The organism is Dyadobacter sp. BE31 (assembly GCF_031457695.1).
In the GTDB taxonomy this organism is placed as follows: domain Bacteria; phylum Bacteroidota; class Bacteroidia; order Cytophagales; family Spirosomataceae; genus Dyadobacter.
Genome location: NZ_JAVDXA010000003.1, coordinates 409,943 through 430,842 on the forward strand (window position 1 = coordinate 409,943; position 20,900 = coordinate 430,842).

The window sequence follows — 20,900 nt, forward strand, 5'->3', positions numbered from 1 at the left end:
GACATTTGCATTACAGCAAGCCATTGGGAAGGCTTCGTTCATATAGCTGCATAGGTTAGTTATATAGATTTAATTCTAAATTGATTTGTAGAAATTTTTATAACCTCGCGAGTGACTGTTTTATCACCTGGGGGAACATAGCGGTATGGTTTTTGTCGGGCACTGGCTAATCAACATAATTTTCCGGGGCATGGTCCCGTCACTTAGCCAAGATTGATATGAGAAAAACTCAACGAGTCAATGAGCCTGTACCCTGTTCGGTCCCGCTCATTTTCCTGAGGATCGGTTTCTTCCTGTTACTGTTCTCGGGCCCGATATCCCGAAGCCACGCACAGCAGACCGGGCCGGATTCAAGCCGAAAGAACAAGCCCGATACGCTCACCAACCCGGTCCAGAAACCTGATCCAGCATCAGCCCGACCGGCCTCCGATACCCTCCCCAAGCCTCGAAATACCACCGATTCTGCTTCCAAATCCTCCTCCTCACCTCTGGTGAAACCCTCGCAGAACTTCGACCCGCTGGCCAAGCCGGCTCCTCAGAAAGATTCATTGAATAAACCCGACAGCACTGCCAAGCCGGCCCAGACTGGCAATGCAAACGCGACCCAACCGGTACAGAGTGCCGCACCGGATTCCGCCACGGCGCAGAAACCAGCGGGAACCACGGACGCCGGTCCCGGCGCGCGTGACATCAAAGGGGTGGTGAAAGACGAAAAAGGTGCAGGAATGCCCGGGGTGGCGGTTTTGGTGAAAGGGACTCAGATTCAGGCCATTACCGAACCAGACGGCTCTTTCCAGATGAAAGTTCCTGCCCAGGGCGGCATATTGGTGTATAGCTTCGTCGGTTTTACAACCAAGGAAGTGCCTATCACCGGCCTTAGTACCTACAATACGCAGCTCATTCCCGAAGCCAAGGCATTGAAAGAAGTGGTAGTGGTAGGATACGGGGCGCAGAGCAAGCGCGACCTGGCGAGTTCCACCTCGCGGGTGGCTTCGCAGGAATATAAGTCAGCGGTGATCAACACGATCGACCAGGCGATTCAGGGGCGGGCTACCGGTGTTCAGGTCGTGGAAAGCTCGGGCGAGCCGGGCGCTTCTGCGGTGGTGAGGATACGCGGTAACAACTCGCTGAGCGGGAACAATGAGCCGCTGTACGTGATCGATGGTTTCCCGATGCCGCCTTACCGCGAGGCGGGGACCAATTTCTATGGCTCCTACACGCAAAACGGCTTGTACGGTATCAACCCGAACGATATTGAAAGCATGGAAATTCTCAAAGATGCTTCTGCGACAGCCATTTACGGATCTCGCGGAGCAAATGGGGTGATCCTGATCACGACGAAATCGGGCAGGCGCGGAGAGGGCCGTGTGGAACTCGTCAACAAAACTTCGTTCGGCCGGGTCGCTAATCCGATCCGGATGATGAACTCGCGGCAGTATGCGGAAGTGATCAACGAAAGTTTCCGCGTTACCAACCGCAATCCGCCGTTCGAAAACCTGGATAGCGCCATGACGAATACGGATTGGGTGGACGCCATTACACAGCCGAGTTTCCGGCAGGATATTACGTTGAGCCTTTCGGGTGGCAGCCCCAAGTCGTCGTACTACATTTCGGGTAACTATCTCAAAGACAAAGGGACGATTATCAATTCAAACAACGACCGGGCGAGCTTACGCGTTAATGTGAACAATGAAATCAATAACTGGTACACCGTCAAAGGGCAGCTTTCCTTTTCCCGTCAGAAAACCAACCGCGCGGTAACTGCCTCGCGTGCGTGGCCGAGCTCGGGCGGGCTCATGGACGGCTTGCGCGCAGCGCCTACGCTGGAACTCGATTACCTGGGCAACAATAGTTTAGGTATTCCCAACTACCAGGGCTATTACTTTTCCAATCCCTACAATGAGCTGATGGCGAAAACCGATGTGACGCAGAGCGATTATTCCATCCTCAACATCGAGAACTACTTCAAAATCGCCAATGGGCTGCAACTGGTAGTAAGCCTGGCAGGCAACCAGAACCTCACACGCCGCAAGGTATTCCTGCCGCCGTCGACGGCCGAGGGAAATCAGGTGAAAGGGAAGGGGAGCAACAATACGGCCAACACGTACAGCTACAACTTCAACTCCTATCTCCAATACGAGAAGACTTTCCGAAAGAACCATTACCTGAACACAACCCTGGGTGTGGAATATAACGACCAGACTGTTGAATTCCTCAACACCAACTCGTCGGGCTTCGATGTGCCGTTTTTCGGCGTCGACAACATCGGTAGCGCCTCATCGCAGGTGATCGGATCATTCAAAGAGAAGCGCATTCTGCAATCGGGCTTCCTGCGCGCGAACTACTCTTTCAAGAGCAGGTATGTGCTGAATGCCTCGGTGCGCGCGGATGGAGCCTCGGCATTTGCGGCCAACAAGAAGTACGGGATTTTTCCGGCTGTGGCGCTCGCATGGAACCTCGATCAGGAGGAATTTATGAAGGGGGTGACCTTCATTTCGAATACCAAATTCCGCGCTTCGTACGGCGAAACGGGTAGCCAGGCTATTGCACCTTACTCGTCGCTCTCGCTGTACAGCGCGGGCTTCTACGAAATGGGGCCGGGTGGCGACGGCGCCGTGATCAATACGGGAATCTTCCCGAATACGATTGCCAATCCGAACCTTTCCTGGGAGCGGACGAGGCAGTTCAACGTCGGGGTGGATTTTAATGCAGCCAAGGACCGGATCGTGCTCAGTTTCGATTACTACAACAAAGTCACGTCCGATCTCCTGCAACCGCGCAAGGTACCTACACAAGCGGGCGTGGGAACCATCATCGACAACTACGGAACCATGCGGAATCGCGGTGTGGAGCTGAGTATTCAGGGCAATATCATTCAGAAGAAGAATGTGACCTATTCGACGCGCGTCAACATTTCGAGAAACGTGAATACGCTGGTGAACCTCGGCGACCGCACCCAACCCGATTACGTGAGTATCAACGGCAACTTGCTGGGTGGTGTTTCGGGTATCCTGATTCCCGGGCAGGAAGTAGGGCAGTTCTTTGGATACCGGGTGGACGGCCTGAGCCAGAAGGACGATTTCGACGCCAACGGCAACCCGAAATTCGCGACGTTCGAAGGCCCGGCGCCTGCCGGATCAAAAGGAAACCCGCTTTATGGTGCCTGGAAATACTCGGACATTAATGGCGATGGCATTATTACCGCCGACGACCGCGTGGTGCTCGGCAAATCCACACCGGATTTCACGTTCGGATGGAGCCACGACTTCACCTGGAAAAACTTCGCGGTGAATGCATTGTTTACTGGTTCTGTCGGAAACGATGTGCTCAACCTCACGCGGTTCTACATCAGCAATGGCGTGGTAGATTACGGTGGGGTGGGGTTCAACCAGTCGGAAGAATGGTTCCAGCATCGCTATACGGATGCCAAGCCACATAACAACCCGAAATATCCGGGTGTGCAGCGTGGGATCGCCTCAGGAGATATTAACTCGGTGATGTTGGAAGACGGCAGTTTTGCCCGCCTGAAAATGCTCACTGTTTCTTACACGTTCCCGAAACTCGGCCCGATCCAGAACCCGCGCCTCTTTGTGACGGGTACCAATCTGTGGACCTTGACCAACTACTCCGGTTTCGACCCCGAAGTAAGCTCCTATGCGCAGTCGCTGCTGCAACAAGGCATCGACTACGGTGCATACCCCGCGCAGCGGTCGTATACGATCGGGTTTTCCTGCAATTTCTAGTGTTGACCAATGTATCTGAAAACATGAAAATACATATCAAGATATCCGTAATCCTGTTGGCTCTGCTGGGCATTGCGTCCTGTAAGGATAATCTCGACGAGTCGCCCTATTCCTCGCTGGGCAAGGATGTGGCATTCAAGGACGAGGACGGCCTGAACCAGGCGACGATTGGCGTGTACCAGGCGTGGACTACCACCGACCATTCCGATATTTATAACCGCTTCGTACTGACCGAATCCGGCCACCGGTATGCGACGGCGGGCATTCTCGGCTCCGGCGCCGATCCTTACTACCGTTTTGCGCATACCCCGGTGTCGGGTGCGTTCGAGTCGGTGTGGGCCCGGTTTTACAAGATTATTTACCGTGCAAATACTGTGATTGATAATGCCAAGCTGGCGGTTCCCGGTGAGGAAGAAGAAGCCGACCCTTACATTGCAGAGGCGCGTGTGCTGCGGGCGTATGCTTATTTCAACCTCGTGAGATTGTTTGGCGGCGTGCCGCTGATATTGAAGGAGATCGGGTCATTTGAAGAAAAAGACCTCATTTTCGCGCCCCGTGCAACCGATGCAGAAGTGTACGACGCCATCCTGGCCGATCTGGCATTTGCCGAAACCATCCTTCCGGATTCGCGTGGCGGGGCGGAGCTGGGGCGTGTCTCTGCCGGCACAGTGAAGGCATTAATGGGTAAAGTGTACCTGACAATGGCCGGCAAGCCTTTGAACAGGACGGAAAACTATCAAAAAGCGATCGAAAAACTGAGCGAGCTCGTGGGAGCGGTGAATGAGGAAAAGTATGATATGGAGCTGCTTCCGAACTTCGCCGATGTATTTGCGCTAGCCAATGAACGTAACCGTGAAATCGTGCTGTCGTTCGGTTATTTTGTGAACCCTTCTAACCAGAACGGAAACATACTCCCGTTCCACTTGTTCCCCTCGGGCCTGGTGAATGGCGATGAGCAGACCAACTACGGTTTGACCTATGATTATTACAAACTGTTTGATAAAACTGACACGCGCCGCGATTACACGCTGGTTTCGCGCTATGCATTCACAGGGGGCGCCCGCGCAGGAGCCGAGCCTGGCGACAGCATTATTTACGATCCTGCGACCTCGCATTATATGAACCAGCGGACCAAACAGCCGTTTTCGCATGACGATTTTAAATATGGTATCGCCTTCGGAAAGCTTGCCCGGGAAGCCCGCCCGGCCGGAGCGCCAGTGCAGGGGTACAGCTCGGACCTGATCGAAATGCGGTTTTCGGATGTGCTGCTGATGCTCGCCGAAGCATCGGTGGAAACCGGCAAAACCGCGGATGCGCTTCCGCTGCTCAACCGCGTCCGCGCCCGTGCGAAGGCGGCACCTTCCAAGGCCGCTGGTGTAGCCGCATTGCGCACGGCTATTCGCACCGAACGCCGGCTGGAACTGAGCGGGGAGTTTAATACCGTGTTCGATATCCGACGCTGGGGGACGTTGCAGGAAGAAATCGCCGCGATGAGCGACGACCAGATCATCGACAACGTGCTGGTGCCCTATTCGCCGCGTCTCGAACTTTATCCTATACCGCAGTCGCAGATCGACGCCAACCCAAATCTGCGCCAGAATGACGGCTGGTAGCGGGAAATCCGGAGTTTCAGATGTAATTTCAGGTTTTTAAATTACGCTATGAAAACTCCTTTCCGACTGGGTGCGGTATTCCTCGCAGGCCTCGGCCTGATGGCTTCCTGCCAGAAGCATCTTACCGTTTCCAAAAGCGAATACAAACAGTACGGCATCGACCAGCAGGTCGGTGCCGATTCTGCTATTATCCGGTACTATCAGCCGTATAAGGATAAAATGCAGGCCGAGATGAACCGGGTAGTAGGGCAGACCGAAGTGGCGCTCACCAAGCCCTCAAACCCCGAGACGCTCATGGGCAATTTCTTCGCCGATGCCATGCTCAAAGAAGGTTTGAAGAAAGACCCTACCATCCAATTCACGCTCGCAACGAAAGGTGGCCTGCGTACCACATTCCCGAAAGGTAATATCACGGTTTCCCATGTTTTCGAACTTATGCCATTTGAAAATGAGATGGTGGTGCTGAAACTGTCGGGACCCAACGTGCAGCAGGTGATTGATTTTATTGCTAAAAAGGATGGTGAACCCGTGGCTGGTATCCGCATGAAAATCAGGGATAACAAAGCCTACGACGTGACCATCGGCGGCGAGCCGTTCGACATTAATAAAACCTACAACCTGCTCACCTACGACTACCTTGCCGACGGCGGCGACGAGCTGGAATGCCTTCGTAATCCACTTGAACGCCGGGAAATCAACCAGAAGGTTAGGGAAGCATTGTTTGAAAATATCAGTGACCTGACGCGTCAGGGTAAGAAAATAACCGCTCAGCTCGATGGAAGAATTGTTTCAGATCAATAGGAGGGATTTCCTCAGAAAGGGCGGCCTCGCTGCCGCTGCATTGGGTTTGGGTTCTGTGCCGGCCTTCGCCAGACGCGATTCGGTTGTGCAGCTTACCATTCTCCACACCAACGATGTGCACAGCCGCATCGACCCATTTCCGATGGATGGCTCGCGTAATCAGGGACTTGGAGGCGTAGCACGCCGCGCCGCATTGGTGAAGCAAATACGTACCGAGCAGCCCAATGTACTTCTGCTCGACGCTGGCGATGTTTTTCAGGGAACTCCGTACTTTAATTTGTATGGCGGCGAGCTCGAATTGACGATTATGAGCCAGATGGGCTACGATGCGGCGACCATGGGTAACCATGATTTCGACAACAGTATTGCCGGTTTTGCGAAGCAGCTTCCGCACGCCAATTTCCCGTTCCTGGCCAGTAACTATGATTTCAATAACACCGAACTGAAAGGCAAAACACAACCTTACAAGGTATTTAAAAAGCAGGGACTGAAAATCGGTGTTTTCGGGGTTTGTATCGAGCTGGAAGGATTGGTAAACAAAAAGAATTACCTCGAAACCGTGTACCTTGACCCGATCGCGAAAGCTAACGAAATGGCTTCATTGCTTAAAAACGAACAACGTTGCGACTTCGTGATCTGCCTTTCGCATTTGGGATACAAATACAAGGAAAATAAAGTGTCAGATCAGATCCTGGCCAAATCCACACGGAATATCGACCTCATCATCGGCGGCCATACTCATTCGTTCATGAAGGAACCTGAAAATATTCTGAACCTGGATGGCAAGGTAACGGCCATCAACCAAGTCGGTTTTGCAGGCATTAACCTGGGGCGGCTGGATTACTTCTTCGATCGCGAACGTGGCGGGCAGAAGATGGTCTCCGCGGTGTTGCCGGTACACGAACACGTGTTAGGGTAACGCATGGCCGGGAGCGGTCATTAATGGTCAGGAGTAGTCAGGAATAGTCAAGAGTAGTCAGGTGTGGTCAGGAGTTGTCAAGAGTTGTCAGGTGTTGTCATGAGTGGTCATTAATGGTCAGGAGTAGTCATTCATAGTTGCAATAGGTAAAACAACACCTGGCTATTCCTGACCACACCTGGCAAATATTCCCCTTTCCAATGCGATTCACTCAATATGCAAAAACTGCTGCCGTACCTTCTCTTCTTCCAGGTCAAGCTGGGCGAGGTGTTGGCGGATGATTTCCTCTTCGTAAGTTTCTTTTTTATTGAACTGGTGCAGGATCTGGCGTTTGTGGTCGAGGAGCTCCTTGTTGATTTCCTGGAACCGACCAATGTAGGCGTGCCCCTCCGCGCTCACTTCCGAGTCGCGTACGTGTTCGAGAAATCCAATGTCGCTTTCCAGCTTGGATTTGAGGCTTTGCAAAAGCTCGTTGTCACCGATTTCGTGAGCATATTTTGTATTGAGCAGATTCAGCGAAGCCGCAGAGAGTTTCCTGCGGATGATCACATCCTGCTCCTGGGCCGAAATGGAGTAATCCCTTTCTTCCAGTTTCATCAGCCGGACGAGGGCGGGTAGGGTAAGCCCCTGGAAAACAAGGGTTACCAATATCACTACGAAAGTGATAAAAAGGATCATGTTCCGCTCGGGGAATGGCTGCCCGTTGTCGAGCAGCAACGGAATGGAAAGCGCTGAGGCAAGGGAAACCACGCCGCGCATGCCCGCCCAGCCAAAGATAAACGGCATTCGGATTCCGGGGCTGCTGTCGGCCGTGCGGACGAAGCGGCTGATAAACACGGTGAAAATAGATGCACCCAACGTGCTTGCAATGCGGGTAACAATTACAACCACCGAAATGATCAGCCCATACTTAATGGCCTCGCCGAGCGACGCTTCACCAAAGCCCTGGGTAATGACAGGCAGTTCGAGCCCGATGAGCATGAAGACAATGCCGTTCAGCACAAAACCGACCGTCGACCATACGTTGATGCCCTGAATGCGGCTCAGATGGCTCAAAATGCTGTGCTGGTTACGGGAAAGAAAGAGGCCTCCGGTGACGACGGCAATCACACCCGAAAAATGAAATTCCTCGGCCGCGATATACATGGCATAGGGCGCTACGAATGTCAGGATGGTGTCGATGCTCGGAGTAGTGGGAAGCCAGCGCAGGATCGCGTAAAAGATGAGCGCAATGCCCAGGCCGATGGCAAACCCCATGCCGATGACCAGGAAAAAGCTGCCTATCGCTTCGGTAAGGACAAAACTGCCCGAAGCAACGGCTACCAAAGCGAACCGGAACACGATCAACGACGATGCGTCGTTCAGTAAACTTTCGCCTTCGGCAATGGTAATGAGGCGCTTGGGTACTTTTACATTTTGCAGAATGGAAGTGGTCGCCACGGCATCGGGCGGTGAAATGATGCCGCCCAACAGGAAGCCTAGCGCGAGCGTGAACCCGGGTATGACCGCCTGCGATACGTACGCGATCACGCACGAGGTGAATATCACGATGATGAATGCAAATGAGCCGATCACGCGCCGCCATTTCCAGAAATCTTTCCACGAGGTTTGCCAGGCTGCTTCATAGAGCAGCGGCGGAAGGAAAATCAGAAATATCAACTGGGGATCGATCTCTACCGGCGGCAGGCCGGGAATGAGGCTTAGTACGAGCCCGCCGAGAACGAGTACAATCGGGTATGCGATTTTGATCCTTTGCGCCAGCATGACCAGGAACATGATCACAACCACCAGCGAAAGGTAGAGAATAATGGATTCGTGCATAAAATTCGTTCAGTGTCGGCTTATCGGATGTACAATTTAATACCGTTGGTCGATTTTAAAACAATTTGCGGATGCATTCCCACACTGGAACCGGGCTCGCGCACAAAGTCGAAGCGCTTGACCAGTGCTGCCAGTACAAGCTGCATTTCCATCAGGGCAAATTGCTGCCCGATACAAATCCGAGGCCCGGCGCCGAATGGCAGATAGTTGAATTTCGCCCGGTTTTTAACGATTTCGGTCTGGAAATTCTCCGGGTCGAATGCCGTAGGATTTTCCCAAAGATTAGGGTTGCGGTGCAGCTCGAAGATCGACATGAATACCGAACTGCCCTTTGGAATACCATACCCTTCGATCTCCTGATCGACCGTGCTCTCGCGCGTCATCGTCCATGCGGGCGGGTAGAGGCGAAGGCCTTCCTCGACAACCTGGCGGGTGTAGGGCATTTGAATGAGCTGTTCGAAGCCGGGTACTATGTCGAAAATTTCACTTTCCTTCCGTACCTTCTCCACGATCTCCGGCTGGGCCGAGAGTTCCCACAATAGCCAGCTCAGGCCGGTCGCCGAGGTCTCGTGCCCGGCCGCAAACATGGTAATGGCCTCGTCGCGGATTTGTTCGTCGTTCATTTGCTCGCCGGTTTCCTCGTCGGCGCTGTCAAGCAGTAGTTGGAGGAGGTCGTTGGGCGTCTCGCCTGACGAGCGGCGTTTGCGAATAAAATCGTAAACGAGGCTGTTGAAATATGCCAGGTCGGATTTGAAGCGCCGGTCCTCACCATTGATAGCCATCAGCGGCAGGCGATAAGGCTTGCGTACGCGTGTGACCAGGTAGGTTTGTGTACGGCTTACCTGTTTGTAAATCTGCTCCTTATCTTCGGTATTCATATTTCCGAACAGCGTTTTGAGCGCTATGTCGGACGTAATGCCCATCATTTTGGCATCGATATCGACGGCCGCTTTGCCGCGGAATTGTTCCAGCTCATCGATGAATGCGGCGGTGAGTTCGCCCATCGTGTTAAACAGATCCAGCAAGCGTTCGCGGTGGAAAGCGGGTTGCACGAGCCTCCTTTGCCTTAGCCAAAAATCGCCGTCGCTGATCACGAGCCCGTTCCCGAGCACGGGCCGGAGCATTTTGACCGAATTTCCCTTCCTGAAATTCTTATGGTGCTGTTGCAGCACATGTCGGAAAAAGGCGGGGTCACGCGTGACGATGAATTCCCTGAATAACCGGATCTTGAACGTATCACCGCATTCGTCGAAGCCCTGCCGTAAAAAACGCAGCGGATCGCGCGCAAAGCGGATCGCAGAGAGCAAGGGGATCGGGCCGATCTTGAATTCGGGAATAGGGCGCATGATGGTGTTTGATGGGAATCAATGCAAATAAACTATTCCGGAATGTATAAAAAAAGCCGCGCTCTATTCCAGGACGCGGCTTGGGGTGTGCATAGGTTTCATTTATTTCTTTCCGGCGAACGAGCGCAGCATCCAGGTGTTCTTCTCTTTGAACTGCATGAAACGGTTCACCATATCGTTGGTGCCGTCGTCGCCGGCTTCCTCGGTGGCGGTGAGCAGCTCGCGTTCAAGGCTAATGAGTTTGCTGAAATCGTCGAGCACGGCGTCCACCATATCGAGGTCTTTCATACCGATGGTGTTGATCTCCTTAATTTCCGATTCGTTGATGTAGTCTGCAAAACGGCTGTGCGGCGGCTTGCCCAAGGTCAGGACGCGCTCTGCGATTTCATCGATCGTTTCCTGCGCATTGGTGTACAATTCTTCGAATTTCGCATGCAGGGTAAAAAAGTTTTGACCTTTGATGTTCCAGTGGCAGCCTCTCAGTTTCTGGTAATGGATATGATAGTTGGCGAGGTAGTCATTCAACAGGTCCACAACGGGTTTTACGTCGGTTTCGCTCAGACTGATTGCTTTGGCATCCATAATACATAGGGTTGGGATTGACATTGTTTCCGGTAATTCTGTCATCAAAATCATACCAACGGATCAGAAATGACGCAGTGCAGCGTTAAAAGTTGCGAACGACGGCTTGTCGGCGTCCGAATGCGGGTTTCTGTTGTCAGAATACCGCTTTCAAGGGCAGACAGGCACGATCCTTGAGGTGCTTTTTTATATCCATTAATTCCATCCATTTATGTTCCTCAACAATTTGAAAACCATGAAAACGCAGGCGCTTCTTTTGATGAGCCTGGCAATCACAGCCCCTTCTTTCGCACAGAATAAAGAAGAAGAAAGGATAAACGCCGCCACCGCGGTACTGAGTGATTTCAACGGCATACAGATCCCGGCACAGCTGATCGAAGCCTCCAAAGGCATCATCATCATTCCGAGGATGATTAATGGCGGGCTGATTGTCGGTGGTAAGCACGGAAAAGGCCTCGCGATGGTGAAACGCGAAGACGGCGAGTGGAGCGACCCGGTGTTTGTGACCATCACAGGCGGCAGCGTAGGAGCGCAGATCGGCGTGCAAGCGGTGGACCTTGTACTAGTATTTAAAAGCGATAAAACGCTGATGAACATCGAAAAAGGCGACTATACCCTCGGCGGTGACGTATCGGTAGCGGCCGGGCCAGTCAGCAAAAACGCCTCCGCAACGACCGATTACAAACTGGAAGCGGAAGTATATTCCTATTCGCGCGCTAAGGGCCTTTTCGCCGGTGTGACCGTAAATGGCGCGATGCTCGATGTCGACGTCAGGGCGAATACCGGCCTGTACGGCAGCAAGGCCACCGTCCAATCTATTTTTACGGATTCAAACATTTCATCCAAGGCGATCGACGACCTCCGAGAAAAGCTGGATGATTTCAACTAAATGCCGCTATGCCATCCACAGTCGTTGCACAGATGATCTACAACGAGGAGAAGCAGACATTACGCATCGTATATGTTTCGGGGATGGTGTATGATTACAAAAACGTTCCCTGGGAAGTGTACCAGGCGATGAAAACCTCGGGCTCGAAGGGGACGTTTTTGAATAAGCATATTAAGGGGAATTTTGAGTTTGAGAAGGTGGAACGATCGAATAATCATGAATAGTCATTGGTGGTCAGGAATAGTCATTTGTTGTGTTTAAAACAAAACCTGACAACTCTTGACAATACCTGACTATTCAATCATTTATAATGCCGTCAGGCATGTAATATCGGTAGCTATCGTCTCCATAAATCCTTTAATGCCCTTGGGCATGCAACTTTTGTGCATTGTAACGGGCGGGATGCCGTTTGTTATGTTGTTACATCCCTGACGGGATTTCGCCAATCCGATTATCGAAAATTGCTACCGATGTTGTATCGCTACGCGATTGGGCTGCGTGGTGATACAACATTGGTTTGCGGTTCCAGATCTGTTCTTTTGAGCTCTTCAATCCAACTTTACAAAAAATGAGTGCACCGGTACAGTGGGCCAGCGCAATTTTTCTTTTACTTTGCGATATTTCCGCTTGGATATAACGATTGGTATTGCATGAAGTACCTGTTTACTACGCTGATTTTTACATTTCCGATCATTTGCCAGGCTCAAAGCCAGCCCGACACCTTGAAAGCGCGTTCGCTCGATGAGGTGGTGGTGACGGCTTCGCGGGTGATCGAAAGCATTCTCGTGTCGCCGGTGAGCGTGCAGAAGGTGAGTGCCAAAGCTACGGCGCTGTCGCCCGCATTGTCGTTTTTCGATGCTTTGGAAAACGTACAGGGCGTGCATATGATCACCCCTTCGATGGGTTTCAAGGTGTTGAATGCGAGAGGCTTTTCGAATACGACCAACGTGCGTTTCGCACAGCTCACCGACGGGATGGACGTGCAATCGCCGCATATCGGCGGGGCTATTGGCAATGCGCTCGGGCCTACGGACCTGGATATCGCCAGCATCGAGATATTGCCCGGTACCGCTTCTGCATTGTATGGGATGAACACCGTAAATGGCCTTGCCAATTTTTTTACCAAGAATCCATTCAATTCCGAGGGACTGTCGATTCAGCAGAAAACGGCCCTCAATCACCTAAGCGACAGCCATAGCAGGGCCAGGCCGTTTACCGAAACTACGCTTCGTTTTGCCAAAGTTGTCACGCCCAGGCTGGCATTTAAAATCAATGGCGCATTCACAAAAGGTTACGACTGGATCGCCTCCGACCAGACCGAACTGAATGGTAATGCCAACAGCAGCACGCAGCTTTTCGGTGCGGACAACCCGGCCAGCGACCCTGTGAATAAATACGGCAATGAAAGCTCCAACCGGAAGACCGTTACACTCGGAGGCAAGCGCTATGTGGTGAGCCGAACGGGCTATCAGGAAGCCGAGGTAGTAGATTACAATTTGCAGAACATCAAAGGCGACTTAGGCCTCTACTACAAAGTGGCGCCCGGGGCAATGCTGACTTACACGTATCATTTTGGTCTTCTTGACAATGTATACCAGCGCGCCAACCGGTTCCGGCTCGAAAATTACCTCGTACAGCAGCATGGTATTCAGTATCAGTCGGCGTCGGTGCAGGCCAAACTGTATGTCAATTCCGAGAATACCGGCCGCTCGTATAATTTGCGCTCGATGGCCGAGAATCTGGACCGCAGCTATAAATCCGATACCGACTGGTATGCCGATTTCACCAGGGGCTTCAACAATGCCATCACCGGTGGGGACGCGGTAGCCAATGCAATGCGGCAGGCACGCGCCACGGCGGATGCGGGACGGTATCTGCCTGGCACGGATGCCTTCAATACCCAGCTGCGCAAGTTGCAGGACATCAATAACTGGGACGCGGGCGCCGCATTGCGCGTGAAAGCGGATTTTGTGCACGCCGAAGTGCAGGTAAGCCTCACCGAAAAGTACCTCAAAGCCTGGAAGGACGAATACGAGCTCGATATCCTCCTCGGTGCCGACCACCGGACCTACATCATCGTGCCCGACGGCAATTATTTCGTGAACCCCGAGCCCGGAAAGGATGGCAAAAACATTACCTACTGCAAAACAGGTGGGTATGTTTCCCTGAATAAAGGTCTGTTTCAGAAAAAATTACGGCTTGGTGTTGTCCTGAGGGCAGATAAGAACAACTATTTCAAGACGACATTTAACCCACGGTTATCGGCCGTTTACAGCCCCGTACACGACCACAATGTCCGGGTTTCGTTCCAGACGGGCTACCGCTTTCCAAGCATTTTTGAAGCATATAGCAATGTCAACAGCGGCGGCGTGAAGCGGGTAGGAGGGTTGCCGGTGATGTCGCAGGGCATTTTCGAGAATGCGTGGCTGGCCAATTCCATTACCAGTTTCCAGCAGGCGGTTTTGAGTGATATCAACCAGAGCGGTCTCGCGCAGGATGCCGCGATTGAGAAGAATAAGGGTTTGCTCAAAAAGAACCCTTACACCTACGTGAAACCGGAGCATACCAAAACCTGGGAAGCCGGCTATAAGGGGCTTTTCCTCGATCGGGCATTGTTTGTGAATGCGGATTTATATTTCAACCGGTACAGCAATTTTATCGCGCAGGCCAACATGAACGTACCGGTATCGACCGATGCATCCATTATCCCGCATGACCTGTACGACAAGGCCCGCCAGGCGCAATACCGCATGTATACCAACTCCCGCTCGATCATTAACAACTACGGTTTCAGCGTGGGGCTGAGCTATCAGCTGGAAAAGAAATGGGTGTTCGGGGTGAACACGACATTTGCCAAGCTGAAAAACGCCGAAAATCAGGACGGCCTCGAAGACGGTTTCAATACCCCGAAATGGATGTGGAATGGCTCAGTCTCGCGCACTAACCTGCTCGATAACCTAGACGCCACGGTTTCTTACAAATGGCAGTCGGGCTACTACTCGCAGACGTTCCTCGTCACCGGCAACGTGCCGTCATACAGCAGCCTCGACGCGCAGCTGACCTACCGCCTGCCAATGCTCAAAAGCCTTGTCAAAGTGGGCGCCAGCAATTTGCTGAACAAATATTACGTCTCTTTCCTCGGCGGGCCGTCGGTTGGGGGAATGTATTATGTGACGCTCGCTTTTAATGTGCAGTAGGTTATTGTGTAAATGGTCAGGTGTTGTCAAGAGTAGTCAGACATTGTTTTATCTATTGCAACTATCAGCGACTACTCCTGACAACACCTGACTATTCTTTCATCAAATGTTCCCTTTCCGCATTTCCGCCACGGCATAATCCGCCGCCCGCGCTGTAAGCGCCATGTAGGTCAGCGATGGGTTTTGTGTGGCGGTGGAGGTCATGCACGCGCCGTCGGTCACGAATACGTTCGGTACCTGGTGCATCTGATTCCATTTGTTGAGCACCGAAGTTTTGGCGTCCTTGCCCATTCTGGCACCGCCCATCTCGTGGTTTTCGCTGCCGGGATTACGGTGCGTGTCGGTGGTTTTGATGTTTTTAAAACCGGCCTTATCGAGCATTTCGCTGAGTTCGGTGTAAAAATCCTTCACCATTTTCATGTCGTTGTCGTCGAACGACACATTCATGCGCAGTTGCGGAATTCCCCAGTCGTCTTTCAGGCTGTCGTGCAGCGTCACAAAGTTGGACTCTTTGGTAACGACCTCGCCCATCATTTGGGCACCCAGCGACCAGCCGCTTTCATCCGGCGCAAAAAGACTGGCTTTCAGCGATTCGCCCAGGCCGTCGTTTGCATTCCCGACTTTGGATGCTGAAAATGAGGCCGCATATCCGCGGAGGAAATCGGTTTCCTGCTTGAAAACGTTGCGGAACCGGGGAATGTAAGCGCCGTTCGGGCGACGTCCGTCGGTAGTGCGGTCGTGGAAACCGTCGAAATCGGCTGTAACGCGGCCGCGGTAATTGTGGAAACCGATGAACTTACCCAGCACGCCGCTATCGTTGCCCAGCCCGTTCGGGAAGCGGCTTGATTTGGAGTTGAGTAAGATCAGGTTCGTGTTAATGGCTGAGGCATTAATGAATATTATTTTGGCATAATACTCGGTCATTTCCTTTGTCTGCGCATCTACCACGCACACACCCGTAGCACGTTTTTTCTTTTCGTCATAAATCACCGAATGTACCACCGAATGGGGCCGCAATGTGAGATTGCCTGTCTTTTCGGCCCAGGGTAATGTGGCCGCATTGGTACTGAAATACCCGCCGAACGGGCAGCCTCGCTGGCACATATTGCGGTGCTGGCATTTGGCGCGGCCTTGCTGGGTGTGAATCGGCTGCGGGTCGGTGATATGCGCGGCCCGACCGATGATTACGGGTCGCGTGCCTTTGTAGTTTTTCGCGGTTTGATCGCTGAAATGCTTTTCTACGCAGCTCATTTCGTGCGGCGGCAGGAACTCGCCATCCGGAAGCTGCGGCAGGCCATCCTTATTGCCGGAAATCCCCGCAAACTTTTCCACATAGCTGTACCAAGGCGCAATGTCCTTGTAGCGGATCGGCCAATCGGTGGCGAAGCCGTCGCGCGCCGGGCCCTCGAAGTCGTAGTCCGACCACCTCTGCGTTTGCCGTGCCCACAGCAGCGAGCGGCCGCCTACCTGGTAACCGCGCATCCAACTGAACGGCTGGTCCTGTACATAGGGATGTTCATAATCCTTCACCACGAAATGCATGGCATCTTCGCGGAAAATATAATGCTTGCTGGCCATTGGACTTGCCTCCCGGACTGCCAACGGGGGGAACCCGCGATGCTCGAACTCCCAGGGCATCATATTCGTGGTGGGGTAATCTACGATATGCTTCACGTCGCGCCCGCGTTCGAGCACGAGGGTTTTCAATCCTTTTTCGGTTAATTCTTTCGCCGCCCAGCCGCCGCTGATCCCGGTTCCCACAACAATGGCGTCGAAAGTCTGCGCCTTAGTGGCGTCGATATTGAAATAGCTCATACTTTAATGAGTGAATGACTGAATAGGTTGATTTTTGGAGGGGTATTTATAGTCAGGTGTTGTCAGGTATTGTTTTAATTGTTGCTACTAATGACCACTCATAACTACAAATGGCTACACCTGACCACAAATGGCTACCCTTGACTATACCTGACTATTCTTGACTACACCGGACTATTCACTTATTTAAACAAATTCGGAAGCAACTTATCGTGTAGCAGCAATCGCCAGGTACCCCAATCGTGTGCGCCTTCGCCGCCGATGAAATAATCGTGTTTGACGCCAACTTTATCCAAAGCGGCATGCGTTGCGGCGGATCTTTTTCCTACAAAATCCAGTTCTCCGCTGCCCAATCCCACCAGCAGGTAATCTACTTTGTCCTTGATTTTAGGATCGCTGAAAAATGAGGGGTTTAATTTCTCGGGTTCCAGGTCGCCCGCGCTCAATATGCCGAAAGAACTGAACAAATCTATCGCCTTGAAACCCACGGCTTCGGTATGCCTGCCACCCATCGAAAGTCCGGAAATGGCACGTCCTTTCCGGTCTTTCACAGTGCTGTAATGCGTATCTACGAAAGGTACAATCTGTTTGCGCAGCTCTTCCTCAAACAACTTGTAGGTTTTTTCGAGGTGCTTGGGATCATTGCGGTGAATGACCTGGTTGTTGGGCATGGCAATGATCATCGGCACGATTTTCCCTTCCGCCAGCAGGTTATCCGCAATCAGGTCGGCGCGTCCGTCGAGTGTCCAGCCCGAAGCCAGCTCTCCGCTGCCGCCCAACAGGTACAGTACCGGGTATTTCTTCCTGGGATCATAGCCAGGCGGTGTGTACACCAACATTTCCCGCTCGCCATTCAGGACATTGGAATGATAAATATGCCTTGTGACGCTGCCGTGCGGCACAGGGCGTGCATCGTAATAAGCGGGCCCACTCCCGTGCACGACGAGGTTGCTGTACCCGGGCTGGTTAGAAGCGCCTGTAAGTGTATTGTTCGGGTCGGCCACCGCCACACCGTCGATCAGGAAGCGGTACACGTAGATATTCGGCGTTACCGGCCCCACCGTCAGCGTCCAGAGCCCTTCGGCATCTTTTGTAAAAGGGATATTGGTTTTGCTTTTCAATGCGAGCAGCATCGGCCCGCCCGTCAGCTCGACCTTCTGCGCATCGGGCGCTTTGAGCCGGAATGTTACAGTATGATCGTCTTTCACCTCGGGGGAAATGACATTCCCACCGTAAGGCACCAGCTGTTCGGTGTTTTTCTGTGGAGCCCAGTCGAGGTTCACATTCGCTTGCTGGGCTGTCGCGAACAGCGGCGCCGCCAGCAGGGAAGAAATAATGAGGTATTGTTTCAAGGGTTTCATCAGGAGTTACATTTCGAAAGAAAGACGAGGAAATGGGTGGGATACTCTACAACGGAGGGAGTGATTTTGCCGATTGCATATTCAAAAGCGCCAGTTGAGAATCGTATATAGTGGGGCGGTCGAGATGGATGTAATATGCCTGAGAAATAGGTTTATTCATCATCCAAACTTAGTACTAATGAAAAAGTTTTTACTTCTCTGTCTGCTGATGCCGTCGGTTATGGGCAATGCACAAGTTGTCAAGAACTGGAATCTGGGTGTTTCCGGATCGACGGGGAGAAGCTACTACAATAGAAAATACTACGATCAGCCAGATCTGCCACCAGGAAGAATAGCGAAACTAAAATCCAATTATTTGTGGGGAGGAGCTATTTGGGCAGAAAAATATCTGAATCGCCACGTCGCTGCAATTGGAGAACTTCGCTATACCGAAATAGATGTTCCGAATAACACGCTCTGCGAGTGCAGCTACACGGGAGCCGCAATTTTGCAGGACGAGAAACATTACTGGGGTTCCGTGGGAGTGGGACTGAGATATTATTTAAATCCAAAGTCGCCGGTCTCTTTGTTCTTCGACGCAAAGGCCGATGCCGACTGGCTGATCGTCGCGAAGGAAAAGATCAATAATAAAACGTACAATCGTTGGAATGCAATGGGATATTCACAGCTGGCGCCGAGTTTGTCGTTTGGTTTGGGTTCCAAATGGAAAAGGTTGGCGGTAAGTTTCGGAGTATACAGCAATGTGGCCCGTACGATGGTCAGGGACGTGGGTGTGCACAACAAAGTGCATTACGGAATGAAAACCGGTTTAATGTCCAGAGGTTTCTTTGCAAAAACCTCAATTACCGTATTCAGATTACGCTAACGAGCTGATAGATGAAATTTGCATTAGTACTTTCGATAGGAATTTTTGCCCCGTGTTTGTATTCGCCTGCAAGTGCTCAGCATAAGCGAGGTATGGACTTAGGTTTATCCGCTTCAAGCGGCAGAACGTTCTATGACAAAAAATACTATGATCAACCGCAGTTAGCCTCAGGTTGGGAGACAAATTTTAAAACAAACTATCGATGGTCGGCAGGTGCGTGGGGGGAAAAGCATCTAAACTCACATTTTTCGACCCTGACTGAGTTTCGGTTCAAATTGTCTATCCAATCAAAACAGACTTTTTCGGTAAAGGCTTTTTTATAAGAACCTCGTTCGTAATGGTCAAACTTAAATAACCCGATCAACCGGATTTCGCTAAACCAGCAAGGTTACCTCGGTGTCGCAGTCGGCGTAAATTTGAAAAACAATGCCTCACGCCAGAATATCCTTTACGAGTTTGCCGTGAACATCGGTTAACCGGAAGCGCCTGCCCTGGAATTTGTAGGTGAGCCGTTCGTGATCGACGCCCATTAAATGCAGTAGGGTAGCGTGAAAGTCGTGAACGTGTACGGGGTCTTTGATGATATTGTAGCTGAAATCGTCAGTTTCTCCGTAGCTGATACCGGATTTGACGCCGGCACCGGCCATCCACATTGTGAAGCAGCGCGGGTGATGGTCACGGCCGTAATCGGTCGCGCTGAGCTTGCCTTGCGAATAAACGGTCCTGCCGAATTCTCCGCCCCAGATCACGAGCGTGTCGTCGAGTAAGCCGCGGCGTTTGAGGTCCATGATCAATGCGCCGGTGGCCTGGTCGGTGGCTTTGCATTGCTGGGCAATAGCCTTTGGCAGGCCACCATGCTGGTCCCAGCCCTGGTGGTATAGCTGTACAAACTTGACGTCCTTTTCCAGCAACTTACGCGCGAGCAGGCAGTTGGCCGCGTAGGTGCCCGGGTCACGGCTGTCGGGGCCGTAGAGTTCAAAAACATCATCGGGCTCGGCGGAGGTGTCCATCACATCGGGCACGGAGGTTTGCATGCGGAAGGCCATTTCATACTGTGCAATGCGGTTGTTGATCTCCGGATCGCCGTAAGTATCATTTTGAAGCTGGTTTAGTTTGGAAAGGTAATCGAGCATTTCTTTCCGGTCGTGGCCGTCGTAACCTTCCGGATTGTTCAGGAAAAGCACCGGGTCCTTGCCCGAACGGAACTGCACGCCCTGGTGCCGCGATTCGAGAAAACCGTTGCCCCACAGGCGCGCGTAAAGCGGTTGATCTTTCGGGGCATTTTTGGAAACCAGTACAATGAAAATGGGCAGGTTGTTGTTGTCGGTACCGAGCCCATAGCTCACCCATGAGCCGATAGACGGCCTGCCAGGAAGCTGGTTGCCCGTCTGAAAAAAGGTAATGGCGGGGTCGTGGTTGATGGCTTCGGAATAAATGGATTTGACAATGCAAAGGTCATCGACCACCTTGGCCGTATAAGGCAGTAGCTCGCTTACCCAGGTGTTGGTTTTGCCATGCTGGTTGAAACCGTAAATAGACGGAGCCATGGGCAATACGCTCTGGCTGGCGCTCATTCCCGTAAGCCGCTGGCCTTTCCGGACAGAATCGGGCAGGTTTTGGCCTGCCATCCGGATCAGTTTGGGTTTATAATCAAATGTTTCGAACTGAGATGGCCCGCCGGCCATGAACAAATACACCACGCGTTTAGCTTTGGGCGCGATGTGCGGCAATGCTTTGAGTATCTCGGATTCAAGGTCACCCTGACTTATCGCAGCTTGCCGCGATGCCGAGCCATACAATTTATCGAGCCCGAAAAGCGACCCTACGGCCATCGCACCCAGTCCGAGGGAAGTTTGGGTAAGGAAGCGGCGGCGATCCAGTTTCCGGTGAAGCTCGTTGAACTCGGGCGTATGCATGCGGAACTCTTCTTCGTGGTGGTGCTGCATGG

The 20,900-nt window shown here is 52.2% G+C and carries 14 protein-coding genes; 8 read left to right on the plus strand and 6 right to left on the minus strand.

The features are described from left to right. The first annotated feature begins 218 nt into the window (after nt 1-218). The 4 genes from J2Y43_RS17430 to J2Y43_RS17445 are packed head-to-tail and all read left to right on the plus strand — an operon-like array spanning nt 219 to nt 7,076. Nucleotides 219-3,743: a SusC/RagA family TonB-linked outer membrane protein gene (locus tag J2Y43_RS17430; protein ID WP_309984980.1), complete on the plus strand. Its 3,525-nt coding sequence runs from the start codon at nt 219-221 to the stop codon at nt 3,741-3,743. 23 nt (nt 3,744-3,766) lie between these two features. Then, on the plus strand, nt 3,767-5,356 hold the full coding sequence (locus J2Y43_RS17435; RefSeq protein ID WP_309984982.1) for a RagB/SusD family nutrient uptake outer membrane protein: 1,590 nt from the start codon (nt 3,767-3,769) through the stop codon (nt 5,354-5,356). Between the two features lie 48 nt (nt 5,357-5,404). Continuing rightward, nucleotides 5,405-6,157 carry a 5'-nucleotidase gene (locus tag J2Y43_RS17440; RefSeq protein ID WP_309984984.1) on the plus strand — a complete coding sequence of 251 codons (753 nt, stop codon included), beginning with the start codon at nt 5,405-5,407 and terminating at the stop codon, nt 6,155-6,157. Further along, on the plus strand, nt 6,132-7,076 hold the full coding sequence (locus tag J2Y43_RS17445) for a metallophosphatase (protein ID WP_309984986.1): 945 nt from the start codon (nt 6,132-6,134) through the stop codon (nt 7,074-7,076). Before J2Y43_RS17440 ends, J2Y43_RS17445 begins: the two co-directional genes overlap by 26 nt. A gap of 207 nt (nt 7,077-7,283) precedes the next feature. Here J2Y43_RS17445 and J2Y43_RS17450 read toward each other — a convergent pair whose 3' ends face one another. From J2Y43_RS17450 to J2Y43_RS17460, 3 genes are all read right to left on the minus strand, one after another. Beyond that, entirely contained in the window at nt 7,284-8,897 is a 1,614-nt protein-coding gene (locus J2Y43_RS17450; RefSeq protein WP_309984988.1) for a Na+/H+ antiporter, read from the minus strand. A gap of 20 nt (nt 8,898-8,917) precedes the next feature. After that, a complete protein-coding gene (locus J2Y43_RS17455) occupies nt 8,918-10,243 on the minus strand; it encodes a cytochrome P450 (protein ID WP_309984990.1) in 1,326 nt (441 codons plus the stop codon). Between the two features lie 102 nt (nt 10,244-10,345). Continuing rightward, nucleotides 10,346-10,825 (minus strand): DNA starvation/stationary phase protection protein, encoded by a 480-nt coding sequence (locus J2Y43_RS17460; protein ID WP_309984992.1) that lies wholly within the window; start codon nt 10,823-10,825, stop codon nt 10,346-10,348. Between the two features lie 235 nt (nt 10,826-11,060). On the opposite strand from J2Y43_RS17460, the gene J2Y43_RS17465 reads away from it, so the two are divergent. The 3 genes from J2Y43_RS17465 to J2Y43_RS17475 all read left to right on the plus strand — a co-directional run bounded on the left by J2Y43_RS17465 (nt 11,061) and on the right by J2Y43_RS17475 (nt 14,911). Next, nucleotides 11,061-11,714: a lipid-binding SYLF domain-containing protein gene (locus J2Y43_RS17465; RefSeq protein WP_309984994.1), complete on the plus strand. Its 654-nt coding sequence runs from the start codon at nt 11,061-11,063 to the stop codon at nt 11,712-11,714. Nucleotides 11,715-11,722: 8 nt separating this feature from the next. Continuing rightward, the gene (locus tag J2Y43_RS17470; RefSeq protein ID WP_309984996.1) at nt 11,723-11,938 is read left to right on the plus strand and encodes a KTSC domain-containing protein; all 216 of its coding nucleotides are present in this window, start codon (nt 11,723-11,725) and stop codon (nt 11,936-11,938) included. A gap of 426 nt (nt 11,939-12,364) precedes the next feature. Beyond that, nucleotides 12,365-14,911 (plus strand): TonB-dependent receptor domain-containing protein, encoded by a 2,547-nt coding sequence (locus J2Y43_RS17475; protein ID WP_309984998.1) that lies wholly within the window; start codon nt 12,365-12,367, stop codon nt 14,909-14,911. A gap of 102 nt (nt 14,912-15,013) precedes the next feature. Here J2Y43_RS17475 and J2Y43_RS17480 read toward each other — a convergent pair whose 3' ends face one another. Both J2Y43_RS17480 and J2Y43_RS17485 read right to left on the minus strand, forming a co-directional pair. Continuing rightward, the gene (locus tag J2Y43_RS17480) at nt 15,014-16,726 is read right to left on the minus strand and encodes a GMC family oxidoreductase (protein ID WP_309985001.1); all 1,713 of its coding nucleotides are present in this window, start codon (nt 16,724-16,726) and stop codon (nt 15,014-15,016) included. 182 nt (nt 16,727-16,908) lie between these two features. Next, nucleotides 16,909-18,087, minus strand: a complete 1,179-nt coding sequence (locus J2Y43_RS17485; RefSeq protein ID WP_309985003.1) for an alpha/beta hydrolase-fold protein — start codon at nt 18,085-18,087, stop codon at nt 16,909-16,911. 178 nt (nt 18,088-18,265) lie between these two features. Between J2Y43_RS17485 and J2Y43_RS17490 the strand changes: the two genes are divergently transcribed. Further along, nucleotides 18,266-18,952, plus strand: a complete 687-nt coding sequence (locus J2Y43_RS17490) for a hypothetical protein (protein ID WP_309985005.1) — start codon at nt 18,266-18,268, stop codon at nt 18,950-18,952. A gap of 431 nt (nt 18,953-19,383) precedes the next feature. Here J2Y43_RS17490 and J2Y43_RS17495 read toward each other — a convergent pair whose 3' ends face one another. After that, nucleotides 19,384-20,898 (minus strand): DUF1501 domain-containing protein, encoded by a 1,515-nt coding sequence (locus J2Y43_RS17495; protein WP_309985007.1) that lies wholly within the window; start codon nt 20,896-20,898, stop codon nt 19,384-19,386. Nucleotides 20,899-20,900 lie beyond the last annotated feature (2 nt).

What these genes read in the sequence shown, in the direction of transcription:
- J2Y43_RS17460 (WP_309984992.1), bottom strand. Translation starts at nt 10,825, where the DNA reads ATGGATGCCAAAGCAATCAGTCTGAGCGAAACCGACGTAAAACCCGTT.
- J2Y43_RS17450 (WP_309984988.1), bottom strand. Translation starts at nt 8,897, where the DNA reads ATGCACGAATCCATTATTCTCTACCTTTCGCTGGTGGTTGTGATCATG.
- J2Y43_RS17490 (WP_309985005.1), top strand. Translation starts at nt 18,266, where the DNA reads ATGAAAAAGTTTTTACTTCTCTGTCTGCTGATGCCGTCGGTTATGGGC.
- J2Y43_RS17485 (WP_309985003.1), bottom strand. Translation starts at nt 18,087, where the DNA reads ATGAAACCCTTGAAACAATACCTCATTATTTCTTCCCTGCTGGCGGCG.
- J2Y43_RS17445 (WP_309984986.1), top strand. Translation starts at nt 6,132, where the DNA reads ATGGAAGAATTGTTTCAGATCAATAGGAGGGATTTCCTCAGAAAGGGC.
- J2Y43_RS17430 (WP_309984980.1), top strand. Translation starts at nt 219, where the DNA reads ATGAGAAAAACTCAACGAGTCAATGAGCCTGTACCCTGTTCGGTCCCG.
- J2Y43_RS17440 (WP_309984984.1), top strand. Translation starts at nt 5,405, where the DNA reads ATGAAAACTCCTTTCCGACTGGGTGCGGTATTCCTCGCAGGCCTCGGC.
- J2Y43_RS17480 (WP_309985001.1), bottom strand. Translation starts at nt 16,726, where the DNA reads ATGAGCTATTTCAATATCGACGCCACTAAGGCGCAGACTTTCGACGCC.
- J2Y43_RS17435 (WP_309984982.1), top strand. Translation starts at nt 3,767, where the DNA reads ATGAAAATACATATCAAGATATCCGTAATCCTGTTGGCTCTGCTGGGC.
- J2Y43_RS17455 (WP_309984990.1), bottom strand. Translation starts at nt 10,243, where the DNA reads ATGCGCCCTATTCCCGAATTCAAGATCGGCCCGATCCCCTTGCTCTCT.
- J2Y43_RS17470 (WP_309984996.1), top strand. Translation starts at nt 11,723, where the DNA reads ATGCCATCCACAGTCGTTGCACAGATGATCTACAACGAGGAGAAGCAG.
- J2Y43_RS17495 (WP_309985007.1), bottom strand. Translation starts at nt 20,898, where the DNA reads ATGCAGCACCACCACGAAGAAGAGTTCCGCATGCATACGCCCGAGTTC.
- J2Y43_RS17475 (WP_309984998.1), top strand. Translation starts at nt 12,365, where the DNA reads ATGAAGTACCTGTTTACTACGCTGATTTTTACATTTCCGATCATTTGC.
- J2Y43_RS17465 (WP_309984994.1), top strand. Translation starts at nt 11,061, where the DNA reads ATGAAAACGCAGGCGCTTCTTTTGATGAGCCTGGCAATCACAGCCCCT.